The organism is Streptomyces sp. H39-S7, from assembly GCF_027158205.1.
GTDB lineage: Bacteria > Actinomycetota > Actinomycetes > Streptomycetales > Streptomycetaceae > Actinacidiphila.
In genome coordinates this window covers 230,117-248,926 of record NZ_JAPVLU010000004.1, presented here as the reverse complement: position 1 = coordinate 248,926, position 18,810 = coordinate 230,117, and the positions used below count along the sequence as shown (strand labels likewise).

Here is an 18,810-nt window from a genome sequence, read left to right as displayed (position 1 = left end):
CGCGGGTTCCGTGTCACAGACGATCAACAGGCCCATGCGGCGGTCGGAGCAAGTCGTTCACAGGACAAGGGTTACTGATCAACAGCCACCACCGTAGGGAGGTGCGTGACATGACCGACCGAACCCTGTGGTCGTACGCAGAGATCGCCGCACATATCCGGGTCCAGATCGACACCGTGCGCTCGTACCGCAAGCACGGACACCTGCCCCCTCCGGATGTCGTCGAAAGCGGCAAACCCTTCTGGTATGCCGACACCGTCAGAGCTTGGAGTGCCCGGCGGCCCGGAAACCGGGGCCGCCGAGACCCTGACTGACACCCCCGCAACGGCCGGCCCCCGCCCGGCCATCGGCTACCGGACCGGCTCGGGGTCCCGCTCCCGATCGCGCTGCGGGGCGCGAGCCGACTCCGGCACGACTCCTCCGCCGCCCTCGCTTATGCCGAACCGGTCATGGAACCGGCGCAGCGCGGGCGGCGCCCACCACGTCGCCCTGCCCGTCAGTCGCATGACGGCCGGGACGAGCAGGGTGCGGACCACCATGGCGTCCATCAGCACAGCCAGGGCTATACCGAGACCGAGCATCTTGGTGTTGGCCACCCGCGAGGTGCCGATGGCCACCATGACGACCGCGAGGATCACCGCGGCCGCGGTGATCAGCCCGCCGGTACGCCGCACACCGAACACGATCGCTCCCTCGTGGTCACCGCTGCGGTCGTACTCCTCCTTGACGCGGGACAGCAGGAAGACTCCGTAGTCCATCGACAGTCCGAAGGCCAGGCAGAACATCAGGACCGGGAGGGTGGTCTCGATACTGCCCGTCGCGGTGAACCCCAGCAGTCCCGACAGATGTCCGTCCTGGAACACCCAGACCACCGCTCCGAACATCGCGGTGAGGCTCAGCGCGTTGAGCAGCACCGCCTGGAGCGGTATCACCACGCTTCCGGTCAGCAGGAACACCAGAAGGAGGGTGACGACGACGATCATCCCGACCGCCCAGGGCAAGCGGTCGGCGATGGCCTTCTGCGCATCGACCAGAACAGCGGCCTGGCCGGTGGCCGAGGTCCTGAACGGGGCGTCCACCGCCCGGATCTCGCCCACCAGGTCCTGGGTGGCCGTGTCCACAGCCTCGGTCCGGGGCAGCACGGTGAGGTACGCCGCACCGCCGGAAGGAGCGGTGAAGGGTCCGTCGACCGTGACGACTCCCGGCAGCGCGGCCAGCTTCCCCTTGTATCCGGCGAGCGCGTCCCGGTCGGTGCTGCCCTCGGCGAGCACCGTGATTCCGCCACCCGGCTTGCCGGGGAAATCGTCGCGTATGTGCTGCTGGACGGCGTGCGACTCGGCTCCGGCCGGAAGCTGCCGATCGTCGGCCGTGCCGAACTGGACCTGGAGGAAAGGCAGCCCGAGCAGGAGGAGCCCCGCAGTGGCACCTATGGCGAAGAGCGGGGCGCGCCGCATCACCAGCCGGGCGAGCGCCGCGTATCCAGCTCCGGGCTCGCGCTGCTCCACGGCACGGGCCCGTCGTCTCCACAGCTTGCGCAGGTCCGCTGCGTTGACCCGGTGTCCGAGCAGTGCCAGGGCGGCGGGCAGCACGATCAGCGCGGCGCCGGCCGCCAGCAGCACCACCGCGATACCGGCGTAGGCGAAGGAGCGCAGGAAGTACTGCGGGAAGAGCAGCATCGCCGCGAGCGCGGCGGCGACCGTGAGCGCCGAGAACAGCACCGTTCGACCGGCGGTACGCAGGGTCGCGCCCACCGCCCCCACGGGATCGTCCCGGTCCGCCAGCTCCTCGCGGAAGCGGCGGACGATGAACAGCGCGTAGTCGATCCCCAGACCCAGGCCGAGCACGGTCGTCAGGCTCTGGGCGAAGAGGGACACGTCGGTGAAGGAGGTGATGAGGCGCAGTACCGCGTTCGTTCCCAGGATCGCGATGATGCCCACGCCGAGGGGCAGCAGGGCCGCCACCGCGCTGCCGAAGACCATCACCAGCAGCACGAGCGTGACCGGCAGCGCGATCATCTCGGCGCGCAGCAGGTCCTCCTCGATGGTGCTCTGCAGCTCGTGCCGGACCGCGGCCACCCCGCCGATCCGCACGTCCACCGCGCCCTGAACACCCCGGTAGGCGGGCGCCAGGCGCTCGACGGCGGCCCCCACCGCATCGTCACCGCCCACGATCCGGGCCGCGATCATGGCTTCGCCACGGTCCTTCGCCCGCAACTCGGGCGCTCCCGTCCCCCAGTACGACGTGACACCGGCGATGGCGGGGTCGGCGGCGAGCCTGCGGGCCAGGTCGCGTCCCGCCGCGGCCACCTGGGGGCTGTCGACGCCCGCTCCGCGGCTGTCCACCAGCAGGACGAGGTTGGGCTGCGAGGCGGGGAAGCGCTCCTCGAGGGCCTTGGTCGCGTAGGACGACTCCGAATCCGGAGCCTCCCATCCGCCACCGCTCAGCCGGTCCGCGACACCGCTGCCGGCGACCACGGCGAGGGCGGTGAAGAGCAGCGCGAGCAGCAGCGTCAGCCTGGGCCGGGCGGTGACCGCCCGGGTCCAGCCCCCGACGGCGTGCTCGCGGTTGACATCGGGCATCACTGAGGTGTCCCCTCCCCGTAGAACGAGCTTAGAATGAAAAACACGAGCAGCCACTCGCGTTTTTAACAATGCGAGCGGCCACTCGCGTTTGTCAATCATGATTGGGGCCTACACGTGTCCGAGGTGGAGGAGAAGCCGCGCCGTCGCCAGGCGCGCGGAGAGCGGCGGGTGACGCAGCTGCTGGAAGCGGCCGCGAGCGTGTTCTGCGCGTCCGGCTACCGGGCCGCGAGTACCAACGCCATCGCCCGCGAGGCCGGCGTCTCACCGGGCACGCTCTACCAGTTCTTCCCCAACAAGGAGGCCATCGCGGTCGAGCTGGGCGGCCGGCTCATCCAGCAGATGCAGCAGGCCCACGGTGTGGTCTTCACGCCCGAGAACGCCGCGCTGCCGCTCTCCGAGATGATCGACCGGATCGTCGACCCCTTCATCGACTTCAACTGCGCCAACCCGGCCTTCCTCGCCCTGATCAAGGGCCCCGACACCCCGGGTCAGGTCACCGACGGGCACGATCAGCTGCACGCCTCCCTGCTGGAACGGGTCGACCAGCTGATCGAGTTGCGCGCGCCGCTGCTCACGGCCGCGGACCGCGCCCGCATCGCCGAGATCGCGTTCGCGATGTTCAAGACCGGCCTGGAGCTCGTCCTCGCGCAGGAAGGCGCGGAACAGGAGGCGTACATCAAGGAGTTGAAAGGGCTGCTGTACCGCTACCTGGCCCCGTACGTCGGCACCGAGTCCCGCCCGCCGCTCGGCCACCACTGAGCCGGGTCGGCCACGGCCGCCCTAGGGCTAGTGACCCCGCCCCGCGGATTCGCAGAAATCTTTGTCCACGGCGTCCTGCGGCCGGACGGCCGAGGTCCGGCCCGACGTCCGCACCGGAAGGGACGGCGTCCGGCCGGGGGCCCGAACGAGCGCCGGAGCCGGGAAACCGGCAGGCAGAGCCGCGGGAACGGACCTCGGGACCTGACGGCGCTCCCTGGTCCGGGAGACCCATTGGGCCAGCACGCCCACGCCCGCCACCAGCAGGGAGACACCGAGGCCGAGGCCGACGGCGTACAGGGAGTTCGAGGCCGCGCGGCCGCTGAAGTAGCCGACCCCGACGGAGTAGGTGGCCCACACCGCCTCGGCCACACCCGCTCCGGCCAGGTACCGGCGGGCCGGATAGCGGACGACTCCCGCGGCGAGGCCGCCGATCAGGCGGCCGCTCGGCAGGAAGCGCACGGCGATGACGAAGGGCACCCCCTGCCGCTGTATGCGCAGCGCGGCCCACCGCAGCAGGGCTGCCTGCCGCGGTCTGCGGTGGATGCGGGACACGACACGGCCGCTCACAGCCCGTCCGGTGCGGTGGATCAGCATGTCGCCGACGAGCGCGCTCAGCGCGACGACCAGGAGAACGAGGGTGAGGTCCAACCGGCCCTGGGCCGCCAGAACGCCGCCGGTGACCAGCAGCACGGCGTTGGGCACGAGCGGCGGCAGCGTGGTCGCGGCCAGCAGCACGTACGCCCACACAACGTTTCCACCCCGCAGGTGCTCGACGAGACCGGCGGTGAAGTCGAGTGACGACACAAGCTGTGCAACGTCCATGGGGCTGCCCCTCTTCCCTCCCGTATCCCCAAGCTGGCAGGGGCGACTGGAGCGCTGCAAGAGAGTTTCGTGCTGATAGGGGGATTCCCAGGGGATTGCCAGGATCACGTCATCCCCAGGGACTGCCCCGACTCCACCTCTGGTCGCAGAGCCGGGAATCGGCAGGGCCCAGGGGACTACTGAGGACCGTGACGGCTCTCCCGCCGGACGGGCGCCCTCTACCGGCCGAGCAGCTCGCCGCCGTTGCACTGCAGGATCTCGCCGGTGATGAAGCCCGCCTCGGGAGAGGCCAGGAACACCACGGCGGCCGCCACGTCGGCGGGCTTGCCCACCCGGCCGACGAGGGTACGGCCGGCCCGGCGCGTCAGTTCCGCGTCGTCGAGCCGCGCCCCGAAGAACTCGGTGCCGGCGACCGTTCCCGGGGCGACGATGTTGCACGTGACGCCCTGCGGGCCGAGCTGGGCCGCCAGCGAGTGGTTCCAGGCGTGCAGGGCGGCCTTGGACGCGCCGTACGAGCCGCCGCCGCGCAGCGCCGCGACCGAGGTCACGGTGATCACCCGGCCGCCGTCCGTGGTGAGCCGGTCGCGCAGGGACTCGGTCAGCAGCACCGCGGTCAGCACGTTGCGCTCGAAGTCCCCGCGCCAGCGGGCCCGCACCCCCTGGGGCCCCGACCCGGTCGACAGCTCGCGACTGCCGGCGTTGTTCACGAGCACGTCGACGCGGTCCGGGAGCCGGGGCAGCGCCGCCTCCACCTGGTCGGGATCAGCGAGGTCGCAGTCGACGGGGGTGACATGGAGACCGTGCTCGCCGCGCAGTTCCTCGGTGGTGGCCCGGAGCACCTCCCGGCGGCGGCCGACGATCGTGACCCGGTCCCCCGACCCGGCGAGCCGGGTCGCGATGGACCGGCCGATGCCCGTACCGCCGCCTGTCACGACGATGTTCCGGCCCACTGCCTCGTTCTGTGCCATGCGCTCCGCCCCTCAGGAAGTGACAGCACGCTACGGGATCGGCCGTTTCGGGCCGCGCGTGGGGGCGGGCGTCAAAAAAGAGACGTAGATCACACCGAATGGAACGTAACCATTACCGCCACTCGTGGGTCTATGGAAGGGAACACCACGCTCCCGGGGAGCGTTGGTGAGATGAAAGAGCGGGTCGTCTTGGGGGACGGCCCAATCGCGTCGCCGGGGCGAAAGTGCCCGGAGAGCTTGAGCGGCCCTCTCGGACTTTCTCGTCCCGGCATAGCGCGTCACCCAGCACCCGGTACGGACCCGTGGGGGGATCCGATCCGGGGGACGGGAGCGCCCCGCGCCGGACCCGTGGGGGGATCTAGCGCGGGGCGCTTCTTCATGCCCTGTTCTTCATGCTCCGCGAGCTGTCCGCCGCGGCGTCCGTGCCGGCATACGCCGCCGGAGGACGCGCGGCGGGCCGCTTTCGGTCAGCGGGACTCGACCGGGAGGTAGTCCCGCAGCTCGACGCCCGTGTAGATCTGGCGCGGACGGCCGATACGGGATCCGGGCTCCTTGATCATCTCGTGCCACTGCGCGATCCAGCCGGGGAGCCGGCCGAGCGCGAAGAGCACCGTGAACATGGTGGTCGGGAAGCCCATGGCGCGGTAGATCAGACCCGTGTAGAAGTCCACGTTCGGGTAGAGCTTGCGCGACACGAAGTAGTCGTCGCTGAGCGCGTGCTCCTCGAGCTTGAGCGCGATGTCCAGCAGCTCGTCGGACTTGCCGAGAGCGGAGAGGACGTCGTGCGCCGCCGCCTTGATGATCTTCGCCCGGGGGTCGAAGTTCTTGTAGACGCGGTGCCCGAAGCCCATGAGCTTCACGCCGTCTTCCTTGTTCTTCACCTTGCGGATGAAGGCGTCGACGTCGCCACCGTCGTTCTTGATGCCCTCGAGCATCTCCAGCACCGACTGGTTGGCGCCGCCGTGCAGCGGGCCCCACAGAGCGCTGATGCCGGCCGAGATCGAGGCGAACTGGTTCGCCTGCGAGGAACCGACCAGCCGGACCGTCGAGGTCGAGCAGTTCTGCTCGTGGTCCGCGTGCAGGATCAGGAGCTTGTCGAGCGCACCCACCACGACCGGGTTGAGCTCGTACTCCTCGGCCGGAACCGAGAAGGTCATGCGCAGGAAGTTCTCGACGTAGCCGAGATCGTTGCGCGGGTAGACCACCGGCTGGCCGACGGACTTCTTGAACGCGTAGGCCGCGATGGTCGGCAGCTTGGCGAGCAGCCGGATCGTGGACAGGTGGCGCTGCTGCGGATCGAAGGGGTTGTGGCTGTCCTGGTAGAACGTCGACAGCGCGCTGACCACGGACGACAGCATCGCCATCGGGTGGGCGTCGCGCGGGAAGCCGTCGTAGAACCGTTTGACGTCCTCGTGCAGCAGCGTGTGCTGAGTAATTTCACCCTTGAAGGTGGAAAGTTCATCGACGGTCGGGAGCTCACCGTTGATCAACAGATACGCGGTCTCGATGAAGCTGCCACGTTCGGCGAGCTGCTCGATGGGGTAACCGCGGTAGCGAAGGATGCCCTCTTCACCGTCAAGGAAAGTGATCGCGGACTTGTAGGCCGCGGTGTTGCCGTACCCACTGTCCAGGGTGACCAGACCGGTGTCGGCGCGCAGCTTGCCGATGTCGAAGCCCTTGTCGCCGACAGTGCTGTCGACCACCGGGTAGCTGTGCTCGCTGTCCCCGTACCGCAGTACTACAGAGTTGTCGCTCACGTCATTCCCTCACCGACGGTTTTGCCTCTTCTTCGAGGTGCCCTGACTAGGTCCACTGTCCCCCATTTGGCACTGGCGCGTGCACTCGGGGTCGGCCATAGGGCCGAACCATGGCACGGAGTGCCTATTTCGCGCCCTGGGAGAGCCGGTGATCCAACGCGGTGAAGCGCCGACCGGCCGAGACGGTACGTACCGCCTGGGCTATCGCCTTGCGCGACCCGACCAGAACCACCAGGCGTTTCGCCCTGGTAACAGCCGTATACAGCAGGTTCCGCTGCAACATCATCCATGCCCCGGTCGTGACCGGGATCACCACGGCCGGGTACTCGCTGCCCTGGGAGCGGTGGATCGTCACGGCGTACGCGTGGGACAGCTCGTCCAGCTCGTCGAAGTCGTACGGAATCTCTTCGTCCTCATCGGTGAGCACGGTCAGTTTCTGCTCCACGGTGTCCAGCGCGGTGACGACGCCGACCGTCCCGTTGAAGACGCCGTTCTCCCCCTTCTCGTAGTTGTTGCGGATCTGGGTGACCTTGTCGCCGACGCGGAACGTCCGGCCGCCGAACCTGCGCTCCGGGAGATCCGGGCGGGCCGGAGTGATCGCCTGCTGGAGGAGGCCGTTCAACGCGCCGGCGCCCGCCGGGCCCCGGTGCATGGGCGCGAGCACCTGGATGTCCCGGCGCGGGTCGAGTCCGAACTTCGCGGGGATCCGCCGGGCCGCCACCTCCACCGTCAGCCGCCCCGCCTCCTCGGTGTCCTCCTCCGGGAAGAGGAAGAAGTCGGGCAGCCCCTGGGTGATCGGTGGAACCCCGGAATTGATCCGGTGGGCGTTGGTCACCACCCCCGACTGCTGGGCCTGGCGGAAGATCTGGGTGAGCCGCACGGCCGGGACCGGGCTGCCCGGGGCCAGGAGGTCCCGCAGCACCTCGCCGGCGCCGACGCTCGGCAGCTGGTCCACATCCCCCACGAACAGCAGGTGCGCGCCCGGTGGCACCGCCTTGGCCAGCTTGTTCGCGAGCAGCAGGTCCAGCATCGAGGCCTCGTCCACCACCACCAGGTCCGCGTCCAGCGGCCGGTCCTTGTCGTAGGCCGCGTCGCCGCCGGGTTTGAGCTCCAGCAGCCGGTGCACGGTCGACGCCTCCATGCCGGTCAGCTCGGACAGCCGCTTGGCGGCACGGCCGGTCGGCGCGGCCAGCACCACCTTGGCCTTCTTCGCCTGCGCCAGGGTCACCACCGAACGCACGGTGAACGACTTGCCGCAGCCGGGGCCGCCGGTCAGCACCGCGACCTTCTCCGTCAGCGCCAGCCGCACCGCCTGCTGCTGCTCCGGCGCCAGGTCCGCGCCCGTGCGGCCCGCCAGCCAGGTCAGGGCCTTGTCCCACTGGACGTCCTGGAACAGCGGCAACCGGTCCTCCGGCCCCCGCAGCAGCCTGAGCAGCTGGCCGGCCAGGGAGATCTCCGCCCGGTGGAACGGCACCAGGTACACCGCCCGCACCGGATCGCCGCCCTCCGGATCCGGCACCGATTCCCGCACCACGCCCTCCTCGCCCACCAGCTCCGCGAGGCAGTCGATCACCAGTCCGGCATCCACCTGCAGCAGCTTGACGGAGTCCGAGAGCAACTGTTCCTCGGGCAGGAAGCAGTTCCCGCTGTCGGTGGCCTGCGACAGCGCGTACTGGAGCCCGGCCTTGACCCGCTCCGGGCTGTCGTGGGGTATCCCCACCGCCTGGGCGATCCGGTCGGCGGTCAGGAACCCGATGCCCCACACGTCGGCGGCCAGCCGGTAGGGCTGGTTCTTCACCACGGAGATCGACGCGTCGCCGTAGTTCTTGTAGATGCGCACGGCGATGGACGTGGAGACCCCCACCCCCTGGAGGAAGACCATCACCTCCTTGATCGCCTTCTGCTCCTCCCAGGCGACCGCGATCATTTTGGTCCGCTTGGGACCGAGCCCCGGCACTTCGATCAAGCGCTTCGGCGCACCCTCGATGACCTCCAGGGTGTCGGTGCCGAAGTGCTCCACGATCCGGTCGGCGATCTTGGGCCCGATCCCCTTGATCAGTCCCGAACCGAGGTACCGGCGTATCCCCTGGATCGTCGCGGGCAGGACGGTCGTGTAGTTCTCGACGGTGAACTGCTTGCCGTACTGCGGGTGGGAGCCCCAATGGCCCTCCATCCGCAGTGACTCGCCCGGCTGCGCCCCCAACAGGGCGCCGACCACGGTCAGCAGATCGCCGGCGCCCCGGCCCGTGTCGACCCGTGCGACCGTGTAGCCGTTGTCCTCGTTGGCGTAGGTGATCCGCTCCAGGACGGCTTCGAGCACGGCAAGTCGCGCGTCCCCCATGGCCCGGCCTCCCCTCCCCCAGCAGCGCCCCGCAGCAGTCCAGTGGCCGCTCGCCGGTGATCTGCTCCGAAGGTACCGTCTGCCCCCGACACTCCGGGTCCGCCTGTGGACAACCCGCGGCGCACCGCCGCGGCCCCGCTCTCGGCGGCGGCCGGGCCTCATCGATACCGCCGCCGGATCCGGCGGCCCTGACGCGTTCGGCCGACCATCACGGGCCCGCGGCGGACTTCGCGCGTAGCGTCCGGAGTATGAGCGAGCAACCGCTGCAGAACGAAGTGCTGGCCGAACTCGGCGACGACCAGATCCAGGAGATCGCCGGAGTGCTGGGCACCGACCCGGAATCGGCCCGGAAGCTCGTCGGGACGTCGGTCACCTCCCTGACCGGGGTCCTCACCGACGACGCGGTCACACCGGGCGGCACCGCGGAACTCAGCCAGGCCCTGGAACAGGCGGCCACCGAACCCGAGCCGCCGGCCGGGGCCGTGGGTTTCGCCGGGCTCGGCGGGCCCGCTTCCGCGGCGGGCGGCGGCATGCTGGTCGCCGTACTGCGCAAGGTGACGGCACCGGCCTCCCGGGCCGTGTCGAAGAAGACCGGCCTGCCGGTCGCGGCCGTCGCCGGAGCCCTCGAACTCGTCATCCCCGTGGTGGCGACGGTGCTCGCCAAGCGGGCCCGATCCAAGAGATGAGCCCGGGTGACGGCGACCCGCCACCGAGCAGACGAAAGGGGTCCGGCGTGAGCCGGACCCCTTTGCGTTTCCCCCCTACTACCCCCGAAGCCCCCCTCGGGCGCATATCACTACCTCAGTTCCCCGAACCCCTCCCGGGAACCTTGATGCCTATAAGACCGACCACCCCCCAGAAGGGTTGTACGTCTGACAGAAATATTTTGAAGATTCTTCAGAGCACGTGTTCGCGGTACCTGCGGGCGATCTCCGCGACCACTTCGGCGCCGTCCCGCGCCCATAGAGCGGGGTTGAAGATCTCCACCTCCACGGCGCCCGAATATCCCGCCGCGTCGACCTGCTCCCGGAATCCGCGCAGGTCGACGCAGCCGTCGCCCAGCTGACCCCGGCCCAGCAACACGCCCTCGGGCAACGGGGTGACCCAGTCCGCGAGCTGGAAGGCCGCGATCCTGCCGGCCGCCCCGGCGCGGGCGATCTGTGCCGGGACCCGGTCGTCCCACCACAAGTGGTAGGTGTCCACGACGACCCCGACCTGCTCGGCGGGGAGGCGCTCCGCGATGTCCAGCGCCTGGCCGAGCGTGGAGACGACGCACCGGTCCGACGCGTACATCGGGTGCAGCGGTTCGATCGCCAGCCGGACCGACCGCTCGGCGGCGTACGGAGCCAGCTCGGCCAGCGCGTCGGCGACCCGTTCCCGGGCAGCCGCGATATCGCGCTCTCCTGATGGCAGTCCGCCCGAAACCAGCACCAGGGTGCCGGTTTCCAGAACGGCCGCCTCGTCGATCGCGGCCCGGTTGTCGTCCATCGCCGCCCGCCGGGCGACGGGATCGCTCGCGGTGAAGAAGCCGCCGCGGCACAAGGACGTCACCTGGAGGCCGGTTTCCCGCATCAGCCGAGCCGCCCGCTCGACGCCGTACTCCTGCACCGGCGCCCGCCAGAGGCCCACAGCGGGCACACCGAGTGCGGCGCAACCCGCCGCCAGCTCGGGCAGCGACCACTGTTTGACGGTCTCCTGGTTGATGCTCAGCCGTGCCAGGTCGCCGGCCGGCGCGCCGGAAGCTTTCGTACCGTCGGCGCTCATGCCGGCACCCCGTGGATCACGAGCAGCTGCCGCATCCGGGCCTCGGCCAGCGCCGGGTCCGGGAACAGGCCGAGGCCGTCGGCCAGCTCGTAGGCGCGCGCCAGGTGCGGGAGGGAGCGTGCCGACTGCAGTCCGCCCACCATCGTGAAGTGCGACTGGTGGCCCGCCAGCCAGGCCAGGAACACCACCCCGGTCTTGTAGTAGCGCGTCGGAGCGCCGAACAGGTGCCGCGACAACTCGACGGTCGGGTCGAGAAGCGCGCGGAACCCGGCCGTGTCCCCGGTGTCCAGGGTGCGCACGGCGGCCGCGGCGAGCGGCGCCAGCGGGTCGAAGATGCCGAGCAGCGCGTGGCTGAAGCCCTGCTCGTCGCCCTCGATCAGCTCGGGATAGTTGAAGTCGTCGCCGGTGTAGCAGCGCACGCCCTTGGGCAGCCGGCGCCGCAGTTCCACCTCACGCCGGGCGTCGAGCAGCGACACCTTGATCCCGTCGACCTTGTCGGGGTGGGCGGCGATGACGTCCAGGAACGTCTCCGTGGCCGCGTCGAGGTCCGCGCTGCCCCAGTAGCCGGCCAGGGCGGGATCGAACATCGGGCCGAGCCAGTGCAGAACGACCGGTTCCGCGGACTGGCGCAGCAGATGGCTGTAGACCTCGGCGTAGTCGTCGGGGCCCTTGGCCAGGGCGGCCAGCGCACGGGACGCCATGAGGACGGCCTGCGATCCGGACTCCTCCACGACGGCGAGCTGCTCCTCGTAGGCGGCGGTGACCTCGGAGAGCGTGCTTGCGGGCGGGACGAGCTGGTCCGTGCCGACGCCGCAGGCGATGCGGCCCCCGGCCGCCCGGGCCTCGGCCGAGGAGCGGCGGATCAGTTCGGCCGCGGCGGCCCAGTCCAGACCCATCCCGCGCTGGGCGGTGTCCATCGCCTCGGCGACACCCAGCCCCTGCGACCACAGGTGGCGGCGGAACGCGAGGGTGGCGTCCCAGTCGATGGCCGCCGGCTCGTCGGGGGCGCTGCGCCACGGGTCCGCGACGACGTGCGCGGCCGAGTAGACGACCCGGCTGCGCAGTTCACCGCCCTGGGAGTGGACGACGGGCTCGGTACGCGGCACATAGGTGCGCAGTTCGCCGGTGGCGCCCGGGAGCCCGATGGTCCGGCCGCTCACAGGGAGAGCTCCGGGACGTCGAAGCGCCGGCCCTCGGCGGACGACTTCAGTCCCAGCTCGGCGAGCTGGACACCGCGCGCGCCGGCCAGCAGGTCCCACCGCCAGGGCTCGTCGAGCACCACGTGGCGCAGGAACAGCTCCCACTGGCTCTTGAATCCGTTGGTGAACTCGCCATTGTCCGGGACCGCCTGCCACTGGTCGCGGAAGGGCTCGGTGACCGGGAGGTCCGGGTTCCAGACCGGCTTGGGGGTGGCGGAGCGGTGCTGCACACGGCAGTCCCGCAGACCCGCGACGGCCGAGCCGTGCGTGCCGTCGACCTGGAACTCCACCAGTTCGTCACGGTTGACGCGCACCGTCCAGGAGGAGTTGATCTGGGCGATGGCGCCGCCGTCGAGCTGGAAGATGCCGTACGCGGCGTCGTCGGCGGTCGCGTCGTACGGCTTGCCGTCCTCGTCCCAGCGCCGCGGGATGTGCGTGGCGGTCAGCGCCTGCACGGTTCTGACCTGCCCGAACAGCTCGTGGAGGACGTACTCCCAGTGCGGGAACATGTCGACGACGATGCCGCCGCCGTCCTGGGAACGGTAGTTCCAGGAGGGCCGCTGGGCGCTCTGCCAGTCGCCCTCGAAGACCCAGTAGCCGAACTCGCCGCGGATCGAGAGGATCTGGCCGAAGAAGCCGCCGTCGATGAGCCGCTTGAGCTTGAGCAGGCCGGGGAGGAAGAGCTTGTCCTGGACCACGCCGTGCTTGACGCCGGCGGCGGTGGCGAGCCGGGCCAGCTCCAGCGCACTCTCCAGGGAGGTCGCGGTGGGCTTCTCGCAGTAGATGTGCTTTCCGGCGGCGATGGCCTTGCGCACCGACTCCTCGCGCGCCGAGGTGACCTGGGCGTCGAAGTAGATCTCGATGGTCGGGTCGGCCAGGACGGCGTCGAGGTCGGTGGAGATGTGTTCCAGTCCGTGCCGGTCCGCCATCGCGCGCAGCGCGTGCTCCCGACGGCCGACGAGGACCGGCTCGGGCCACAGCGTCGTCCCGTCCCCGAGGTCGAGTCCGCCCTGCTCGCGCAGGCTCAGGATCGAGCGGACGAGGTGTTGGCGGTAGCCCATGCGGCCCGTGACGCCGTTCATGGCGATCCGCACTGTCCTGCGTGTCACGTTGGGTCCTCCCCTTCGGCCGCTACCGCCCGTCAAGCGATAGCAAGCGCTTTCTTCTCTGGCACGCTAGCCGGAAGCGGGCCGATCCGACAAGGTGAGAACATGTCCGGCAACGGGCGGTGCGGTCCCGGAACGGCCAGCAGGAGGTACGGACGCAGATGGCAGTGACCCTCGCCGATGTCGCGGCGCGCGCCGGGGTGTCGTCCGCGACCGTCTCGCGTGTCCTCAACGGCAACTACCCGGTCGCGGGCAGCACGCGCGAACGCGTGCAGCGAGCCGTCGAAGACCTGGACTATGTGGTGAACGGGCAGGCCAGGGGTCTCGCGGCCGCCACCTCCGACCTGGTCGGCGTACTGGTCAACGATGTCGCGGACCCGTTCTTCGGACTGATCGCCAGCGCGGTCCAGGCCGAGATCAGCGACTCGTCCGCGCCCGGCGGCGGCAAGCTCGCGGTGGTCTGCAACACCGGCGGCTCCCCCGAGGCCGAACTGACCTACCTGACGCTGCTGGAGCGCCAGCGCGCCGCCGGAGTGGTGATCACCGGGGGCGCGGTCGAGGGCGCCGAGCACAGCGCGGCGGTCGCCGCCCGGCTCGCCCGGCTCGCCGGGTCCGGCACGCGGATCGTGCTGTGCGGGCGGCCGCCGCTGGACCATCCGGGCACGGAGATCCCCGTCGCGACCGTCGCGTTCGACAACCACGGTGGCGCGCGGCGGCTCACGGAGCACCTGCTCTCCCTCGGCCACCGCCGGATCGGGTACGTCGCGGGTCCCGCCGACCGCACCACCACCCGGCACCGGCTGGAAGGCCACCGGGCGGCGCTGGCGGACCACGGCCTGCCGTCCGCCGGCCCCGCCGTCGACCGGCTCACGGTGCACGGCTCGTACGACCGCTCCTCCGGCTACGACGCGGCGCTGGAACTCCTCCGCAGGGAGCCTTCGCTGACCGCCGTCCTCGCCGCCAACGACACGGTCGCGCTGGGCGTGTGCGCCGCCGTGCGCGACCAGGGGCTCCGCATTCCGGACGACGTCTCGGTGGCGGGATTCGACGATCTTCCGTTCAGCGTGGACACCGCACCGGCCCTGACAACGGTGCGCATCCCGCTGCAGGAGGCGGGCGCGCGGGCCGGCCGCCTCGTCATGGGACGCCAGGCGCCGCCGCCCGGCGGCCTCGCGACGATCCGCACCGAGCTGATGGTGCGGGCCTCCACGGCGGGACCGCGCGCGGGCTCCGCGTGAGGTCACAGCTCTGGGAGCCGTGAGGCACCCCGGCAGCCGTGGGACATCGCTGGAGCCGTGGGGCGCCCCGGATATGGCGGGGCCGGGGCCATGGGACGCCCTGGACGGGGTGGGACCGGGAGCCGTGGGACGCCGGTGGGACGCCTGCAAGGGCCTGCTGGGACAGAACCGGCATCCGGCGCTTCAGGCCGGATAACGGCGGCGCGCGACGACCGGTGCCGTCGGAGGTTGACCATGCTCCGCGCGGTGCCTAGTGTCCGGCGGATGAAGCTCGCGTTCTCCACACTAGGTGTCCCCGCCCTCCCCATCGAGCAGGTCGTCCGCCTCGCCGCCGAGCATGGTTTCCACGGTGTGGAGATCCGGGCCAACGCCGAGGAACCCGTCCACACCGGCCTGTCGGCGGCGGAACGGGAAGCGGTTGTGGCCGAGTTCGAGAAGTCGGGGGTGGAGATCCTCACGGTGGCGGCCTACGCCAAGGTCGCCGCGCCGGGCGACGACGAACCGGTGCTGGCGGACCTGCGGGCCAACCTGGAACTCGCGGCCGATCTCGGCGCTCCGTTCGTGCGGGTCTTCCCGGGCGGCGGGGATCTTCCCGCGGAGGAGGCGGACCTGTACGCGGCGCGCCGTCTGGCGGCGGTCGCGCCGGACGCCGCCCGCCTCGGGGTGAAGGTGCTGCTCGAGACGCACGACTCGCACGCGACCGGGGCGGCCGCGGCCCGGATCCTGGGGCTGGTCGGGCACGGCAGCGTGGGTGCGATCTGGGACGTGATGCACACCTGGCGCGGTGGTGAACAGCCGTCCGAGACCTACCCCGTACTCGCCCCACACCTGGGATACGTGCAGGTCAAGGACATCGCTTCGGCCGAGGACACCACACCGCTGCCGCTCGGGAAGGGCGTGCTGCCGCTGGCCGAGACCGTGGAGGTGCTGAGCCGGGGGGACTGGGACGGCTGGCTGTGCTGGGAGTACGAGAAGCGCTGGTACCCGCAGGTCGCGGACCTTCCGGAGCTGCTGTCCCCCGCCCGGCAGCACCTGTCCCGGTTGCTCGCCAGCTCGGCGTGACGCGGCGCCGGCAGGGCGGTCCCCACGGGGCGGTTCGGCGGTTCCCCACGGGGGCGGTTCGGGCGGAGTCTCGTGCGCTTTCGGCCAAGCGGCGCGTCGCACACCGCCCGTTGACCTCGGGCGACCCCACGATGGAGCCATGTTCAGCCATCGCACGGAACCGGTCGTGGAATCCGCCCGTCCAAGCCACATGCTGCTGAAGAAGCTCCGTAGAGCCGTGTCGGTCGCGGTGCTGGCCGCGTCACTGACAGTCCTGTCCGCCGCCTGCGGCCAGGACCGTCCCGCCGCCGGCGCGCCGTCCGACAGCGCCGGGGGCGACCACAGCCCCTCCACGTCGGCGACGGGGGTTCCCCCGTCGACCGGTGGTTCGCCAACGGCCGGTCCGTCCTCCGGCCCGTCGACCGGTCCGCCGTCCGGCGGTACCGCGACCGTCCCCGTCCCCTCCGGGACCCATGGGATCGAGTCCCGGGTCGTGTACCTCTCCGCCGGGGTGCACCGACCGCCGGCCGTGCACTCGGTGGTCACCAGTGAACTCGAGCTGTCCCGCTTCCCGAGCTGGTTCGCGGGCTCCGACCCGGCGGCGGCCCGCGAGATCGCCGCGCGGAGCCAGAAGACCGACTTCTCGCGCAATGTGCTCGTGGGCTGGGTGGAGACCACCGGCTGCGGGCAGGCCACCGGGGTCGCGCTGCTCGCCAGCGGCGACCGGCTGACGCTCGGGGTCAGCGGGCCGAAGCCGCCGCCCGAGTGCCTCGTCGCCCACCAGGTCACGGCGGTCTTCGAGGTGCCGCGCGACCGTATGCCGAAGCACCCGGTGTTCGGGGCGGGACGCCAGGCGGCCACCCCGGCCGGCCCCGGCACGACGGTGGCGTTCACGCACCTCGACGCGGTGATCGCGCAGGGCCAGAAGTCCAAGGGTTCGGAAGTGACCCAGGCCGCCCAGCTCAACGCCTACCTGGCGGGTCTGCCCGGCGGCGGCGCCTCCGCCGTACGCGCACAGTTGGCCGCGCACCCGCCCCAGAGCGGCGAGCGGCGCTTCGGATTCCAGCTGTCCGGCTGCCGGCCCACCGGCGCCACGCTCACCATCTCGGCCGAGGGGCGGGTGTCGGCGTCGCCGACCGGGGGCGAGAACATCCGCTGCATCCGGCCCGAGTACTACGCGGCGGTGCTGGCCGTCCCGGTGAATGTGCTGCCGACTCGCGTCACGGCCATTGACTGACGAAAACTTTCCGGCTATCCGTTCTAACTGAAGAAAACTTTCAGCGTGCTCATCTCCTCCAGCCGGAAGGAGTTCGACATGCACCATCAGCCATCCCGCCGAACCGTCCTCGCCACCGCGGCCGCCACCGCCGTCACGGCGGGCGCCTTCGCCGCCGGTGTCCCTGCGGCCCGGGCCGCCGCCCCCGACCGCAGGCTCATCCGCGCGATCATCGCGCGGATGAGCCGCGCGGAGAAGGTCGGCCAGCTCTTCGTCATGCGGGTCTACGGCCACTCCGCCACCGCCCCCGACGCCGCGGACGTCGCGTCCAATCAGAACGAGATGGGCGTCTCCAACGCCGCCGAGCTGATCGCCAAGTACCACCTCGGCGGGATCATCTACTTCGCCTGGGCCCACAACACCCGGGACCCGCACCAGATCGCCGACCTCTCCAACGGCATCCAGCGCGCCGGTCTGGCCCACGGGACCCCGATCCCGCTGCTGATCTCCATCGACCAGGAGCAGGGCGCGGTCGCCAGGATCGGCTCGCCCGCGACGCTCTTCCCCGGCGGGATGGCGCTGGGCGCCGACGGGGATCCGCACGACGCCCGCGCCGCCGCCCGGGTCATCGGTACCGAGCTCGGCGCCATGGGCGTCAACCAGAACTTCTCCCCCGTCGCGGACGTGAACATCAATCCGGCCAACCCCGTGATCGGCGTACGGTCCTTCGGCGGTGATCCGCAGGCCGTCGCCGCTCTGACGGCGGCCCAGGTCAGGGGCTATCAGGGGGCCGGGATCGCCTCCACGGCCAAACACTTCCCCGGCCACGGCGACACCGGCACCGACAGCCACTTCGAGCTGCCGGTCATCACCCACTCGCCCGACGAGTGGCGGCGGATCGACGCACCGCCCTTCCGGGCCGCGATCGCCGCCGGGATCGACTCGATCATGACGGCCCACATCCTGGTCCCCGCACTCGACGACTCGGGGGACCCCGCCACCCTCTCCCACCCCATCCTCACCGGGATCCTCCGCGAAGAACTCGGCTACGACGGAGTCGTGATCACCGATTCGCTCGGCATGGCCGGCGTGCGGCAGAAGTACGGCGACGACCGGGTGCCCGTGCTCGCCCTCAAGGCCGGCGCCGACCAACTGCTGAACCCGCCGCTCCTCGACGTCGCCTGGAACGCGGTACTCGACGCGGTGGCGTCCGGGGAGATCACCGAGGAGCGGATCGACGAGTCTCTCGTCCGGATCCTCGAACTCAAGGCCCGCAACGGCCTGTTCCGCAACCCGTACGTCACCCATCAGGGCGTCGACCGGGCGGTCGGCAGCCGCTCGCACCTCGCGACCGCCGACCGGATCACGGACCGTACCGTCACCCTGCTCTCGAACCCCTCCCGGGCCCTGCCGCTGCCGCGCCGCGCCCACCGGCAACTGCTCGTCGTCGGTGCGGATCCGGCCGCGCCTTCCGGCACCGGCGGACCGCCGACCTCCGTGCTCGCCAGGGCGCTCACCGACCTCGGCCACCCCGCGCAGGCCCTGCCCACCGGCACCTCGCCCGGCCGGGCCGTCATCGACCAGGCCGTCGCCGCCGCCCACGGCAAGGACGGCATCGTCATCGGGACGTACAACGTCACGGGGGCTTCGACCGGTCAGATCGCCCTGGTCGAGGCGCTGGTGGCCACCGGAGTCCCGGTCGTCCAGATCGCCATCCGCAACCCGTACGACATCGCGTGGCTCAGCGGCGTCGCGGCCGGGCTGGCGGTGTACGGCTGGACCGATGTGTCGATGCGCGCGGTGGCGCGGGTCATTGCCGGACGGATGGCTCCGACGGGCCAGCTGCCGGTGGCGGTGCCGCGCGCGGACGATCCGGGACAGGTGCTCTACCCGATCGGACACGGGCTGAAATACCGGTAGACCAGGCACCCGATGAACAGGTCACATCAGGTATCGGTCCCTCCCGAAAGCAAGCGTCCAACTCGAACCCGCCGGGACCTCCCCTCCGCCGGTTCCA

At 71.0% G+C, this 18,810-nt stretch carries 15 protein-coding genes; 7 read left to right on the top strand and 8 right to left on the bottom strand.

The features are described 5' to 3' along the window. Nucleotides 1–110: 110 nt before the first annotated feature. Complete coding sequence (locus O3X23_RS06030; protein WP_269270078.1) at nt 111–314, top strand: MarR family transcriptional regulator; 204 nt, start codon at nt 111–113, stop codon at nt 312–314. 36 nt (nt 315–350) lie between these two features. Here the strand turns inward: O3X23_RS06030 and O3X23_RS06025 are convergent, their stop codons facing one another. Further along, complete coding sequence (locus O3X23_RS06025; protein WP_269270077.1) at nt 351–2,579, bottom strand: MMPL family transporter; 2,229 nt, start codon at nt 2,577–2,579, stop codon at nt 351–353. Nucleotides 2,580–2,696: 117 nt separating this feature from the next. On the opposite strand from O3X23_RS06025, the gene O3X23_RS06020 reads away from it, so the two are divergent. Beyond that, nucleotides 2,697–3,341 (top strand): TetR/AcrR family transcriptional regulator, encoded by a 645-nt coding sequence (locus O3X23_RS06020; protein WP_269270076.1) that lies wholly within the window; start codon nt 2,697–2,699, stop codon nt 3,339–3,341. Between the two features lie 27 nt (nt 3,342–3,368). On the opposite strand, the gene O3X23_RS06015 is transcribed toward O3X23_RS06020, so the two are convergent. From O3X23_RS06015 to recD2, 4 genes are all read right to left on the bottom strand, one after another. Further along, nucleotides 3,369–4,163, bottom strand: coding sequence for a DedA family protein (locus O3X23_RS06015; protein ID WP_269270074.1), 795 nt, complete (start codon nt 4,161–4,163; stop codon nt 3,369–3,371). A gap of 218 nt (nt 4,164–4,381) precedes the next feature. Next, a complete protein-coding gene (locus tag O3X23_RS06010; protein ID WP_269270073.1) occupies nt 4,382–5,131 on the bottom strand; it encodes an SDR family NAD(P)-dependent oxidoreductase in 750 nt (249 codons plus the stop codon). Nucleotides 5,132–5,598: 467 nt separating this feature from the next. Beyond that, the gene (locus O3X23_RS06005) at nt 5,599–6,888 is read right to left on the bottom strand and encodes a citrate synthase (protein ID WP_269270072.1); all 1,290 of its coding nucleotides are present in this window, start codon (nt 6,886–6,888) and stop codon (nt 5,599–5,601) included. Between the two features lie 124 nt (nt 6,889–7,012). Further along, nucleotides 7,013–9,229, bottom strand: a complete 2,217-nt coding sequence (gene recD2, locus O3X23_RS06000; protein WP_269270071.1) for an SF1B family DNA helicase RecD2 — start codon at nt 9,227–9,229, stop codon at nt 7,013–7,015. A gap of 248 nt (nt 9,230–9,477) precedes the next feature. Here recD2 and O3X23_RS05995 point away from each other — a divergent pair, with 248 nt between their 5' ends. After that, nucleotides 9,478–9,915 (top strand): DUF937 domain-containing protein, encoded by a 438-nt coding sequence (locus O3X23_RS05995; RefSeq protein ID WP_269270069.1) that lies wholly within the window; start codon nt 9,478–9,480, stop codon nt 9,913–9,915. A 211-nt stretch (nt 9,916–10,126) separates the two neighbouring features. On the opposite strand, the gene O3X23_RS05990 is transcribed toward O3X23_RS05995, so the two are convergent. From O3X23_RS05990 to O3X23_RS05980, 3 genes are read right to left on the bottom strand one after another with little or no spacing between them, the layout of a single operon-like run. Further along, complete coding sequence (locus O3X23_RS05990) at nt 10,127–10,993, bottom strand: sugar phosphate isomerase/epimerase family protein (RefSeq protein ID WP_269270068.1); 867 nt, start codon at nt 10,991–10,993, stop codon at nt 10,127–10,129. Then, the gene (locus tag O3X23_RS05985) at nt 10,990–12,153 is read right to left on the bottom strand and encodes a dihydrodipicolinate synthase family protein (RefSeq protein WP_269270067.1); all 1,164 of its coding nucleotides are present in this window, start codon (nt 12,151–12,153) and stop codon (nt 10,990–10,992) included. The genes O3X23_RS05990 and O3X23_RS05985 overlap by 4 nt, the downstream gene beginning before the upstream one ends. After that, nucleotides 12,150–13,301, bottom strand: coding sequence for a Gfo/Idh/MocA family protein (locus O3X23_RS05980; protein ID WP_269270066.1), 1,152 nt, complete (start codon nt 13,299–13,301; stop codon nt 12,150–12,152). Before O3X23_RS05980 ends, O3X23_RS05985 begins: the two co-directional genes overlap by 4 nt. A gap of 158 nt (nt 13,302–13,459) precedes the next feature. Between O3X23_RS05980 and O3X23_RS05975 the strand changes: the two genes are divergently transcribed. The 4 genes from O3X23_RS05975 to O3X23_RS05960 all read left to right on the top strand — a co-directional run bounded on the left by O3X23_RS05975 (nt 13,460) and on the right by O3X23_RS05960 (nt 18,713). Next, nucleotides 13,460–14,536, top strand: coding sequence for a LacI family DNA-binding transcriptional regulator (locus tag O3X23_RS05975; protein ID WP_269270065.1), 1,077 nt, complete (start codon nt 13,460–13,462; stop codon nt 14,534–14,536). Nucleotides 14,537–14,800: 264 nt separating this feature from the next. Continuing rightward, complete coding sequence (locus O3X23_RS05970; protein ID WP_269270064.1) at nt 14,801–15,598, top strand: sugar phosphate isomerase/epimerase family protein; 798 nt, start codon at nt 14,801–14,803, stop codon at nt 15,596–15,598. 139 nt (nt 15,599–15,737) lie between these two features. Next, complete coding sequence (locus O3X23_RS05965) at nt 15,738–16,814, top strand: hypothetical protein (RefSeq protein ID WP_269270063.1); 1,077 nt, start codon at nt 15,738–15,740, stop codon at nt 16,812–16,814. 78 nt (nt 16,815–16,892) lie between these two features. Then, nucleotides 16,893–18,713, top strand: a complete 1,821-nt coding sequence (locus O3X23_RS05960; RefSeq protein ID WP_269270062.1) for a glycoside hydrolase family 3 protein — start codon at nt 16,893–16,895, stop codon at nt 18,711–18,713. The last annotated feature ends 97 nt before the right edge of the window (nt 18,714–18,810 follow it).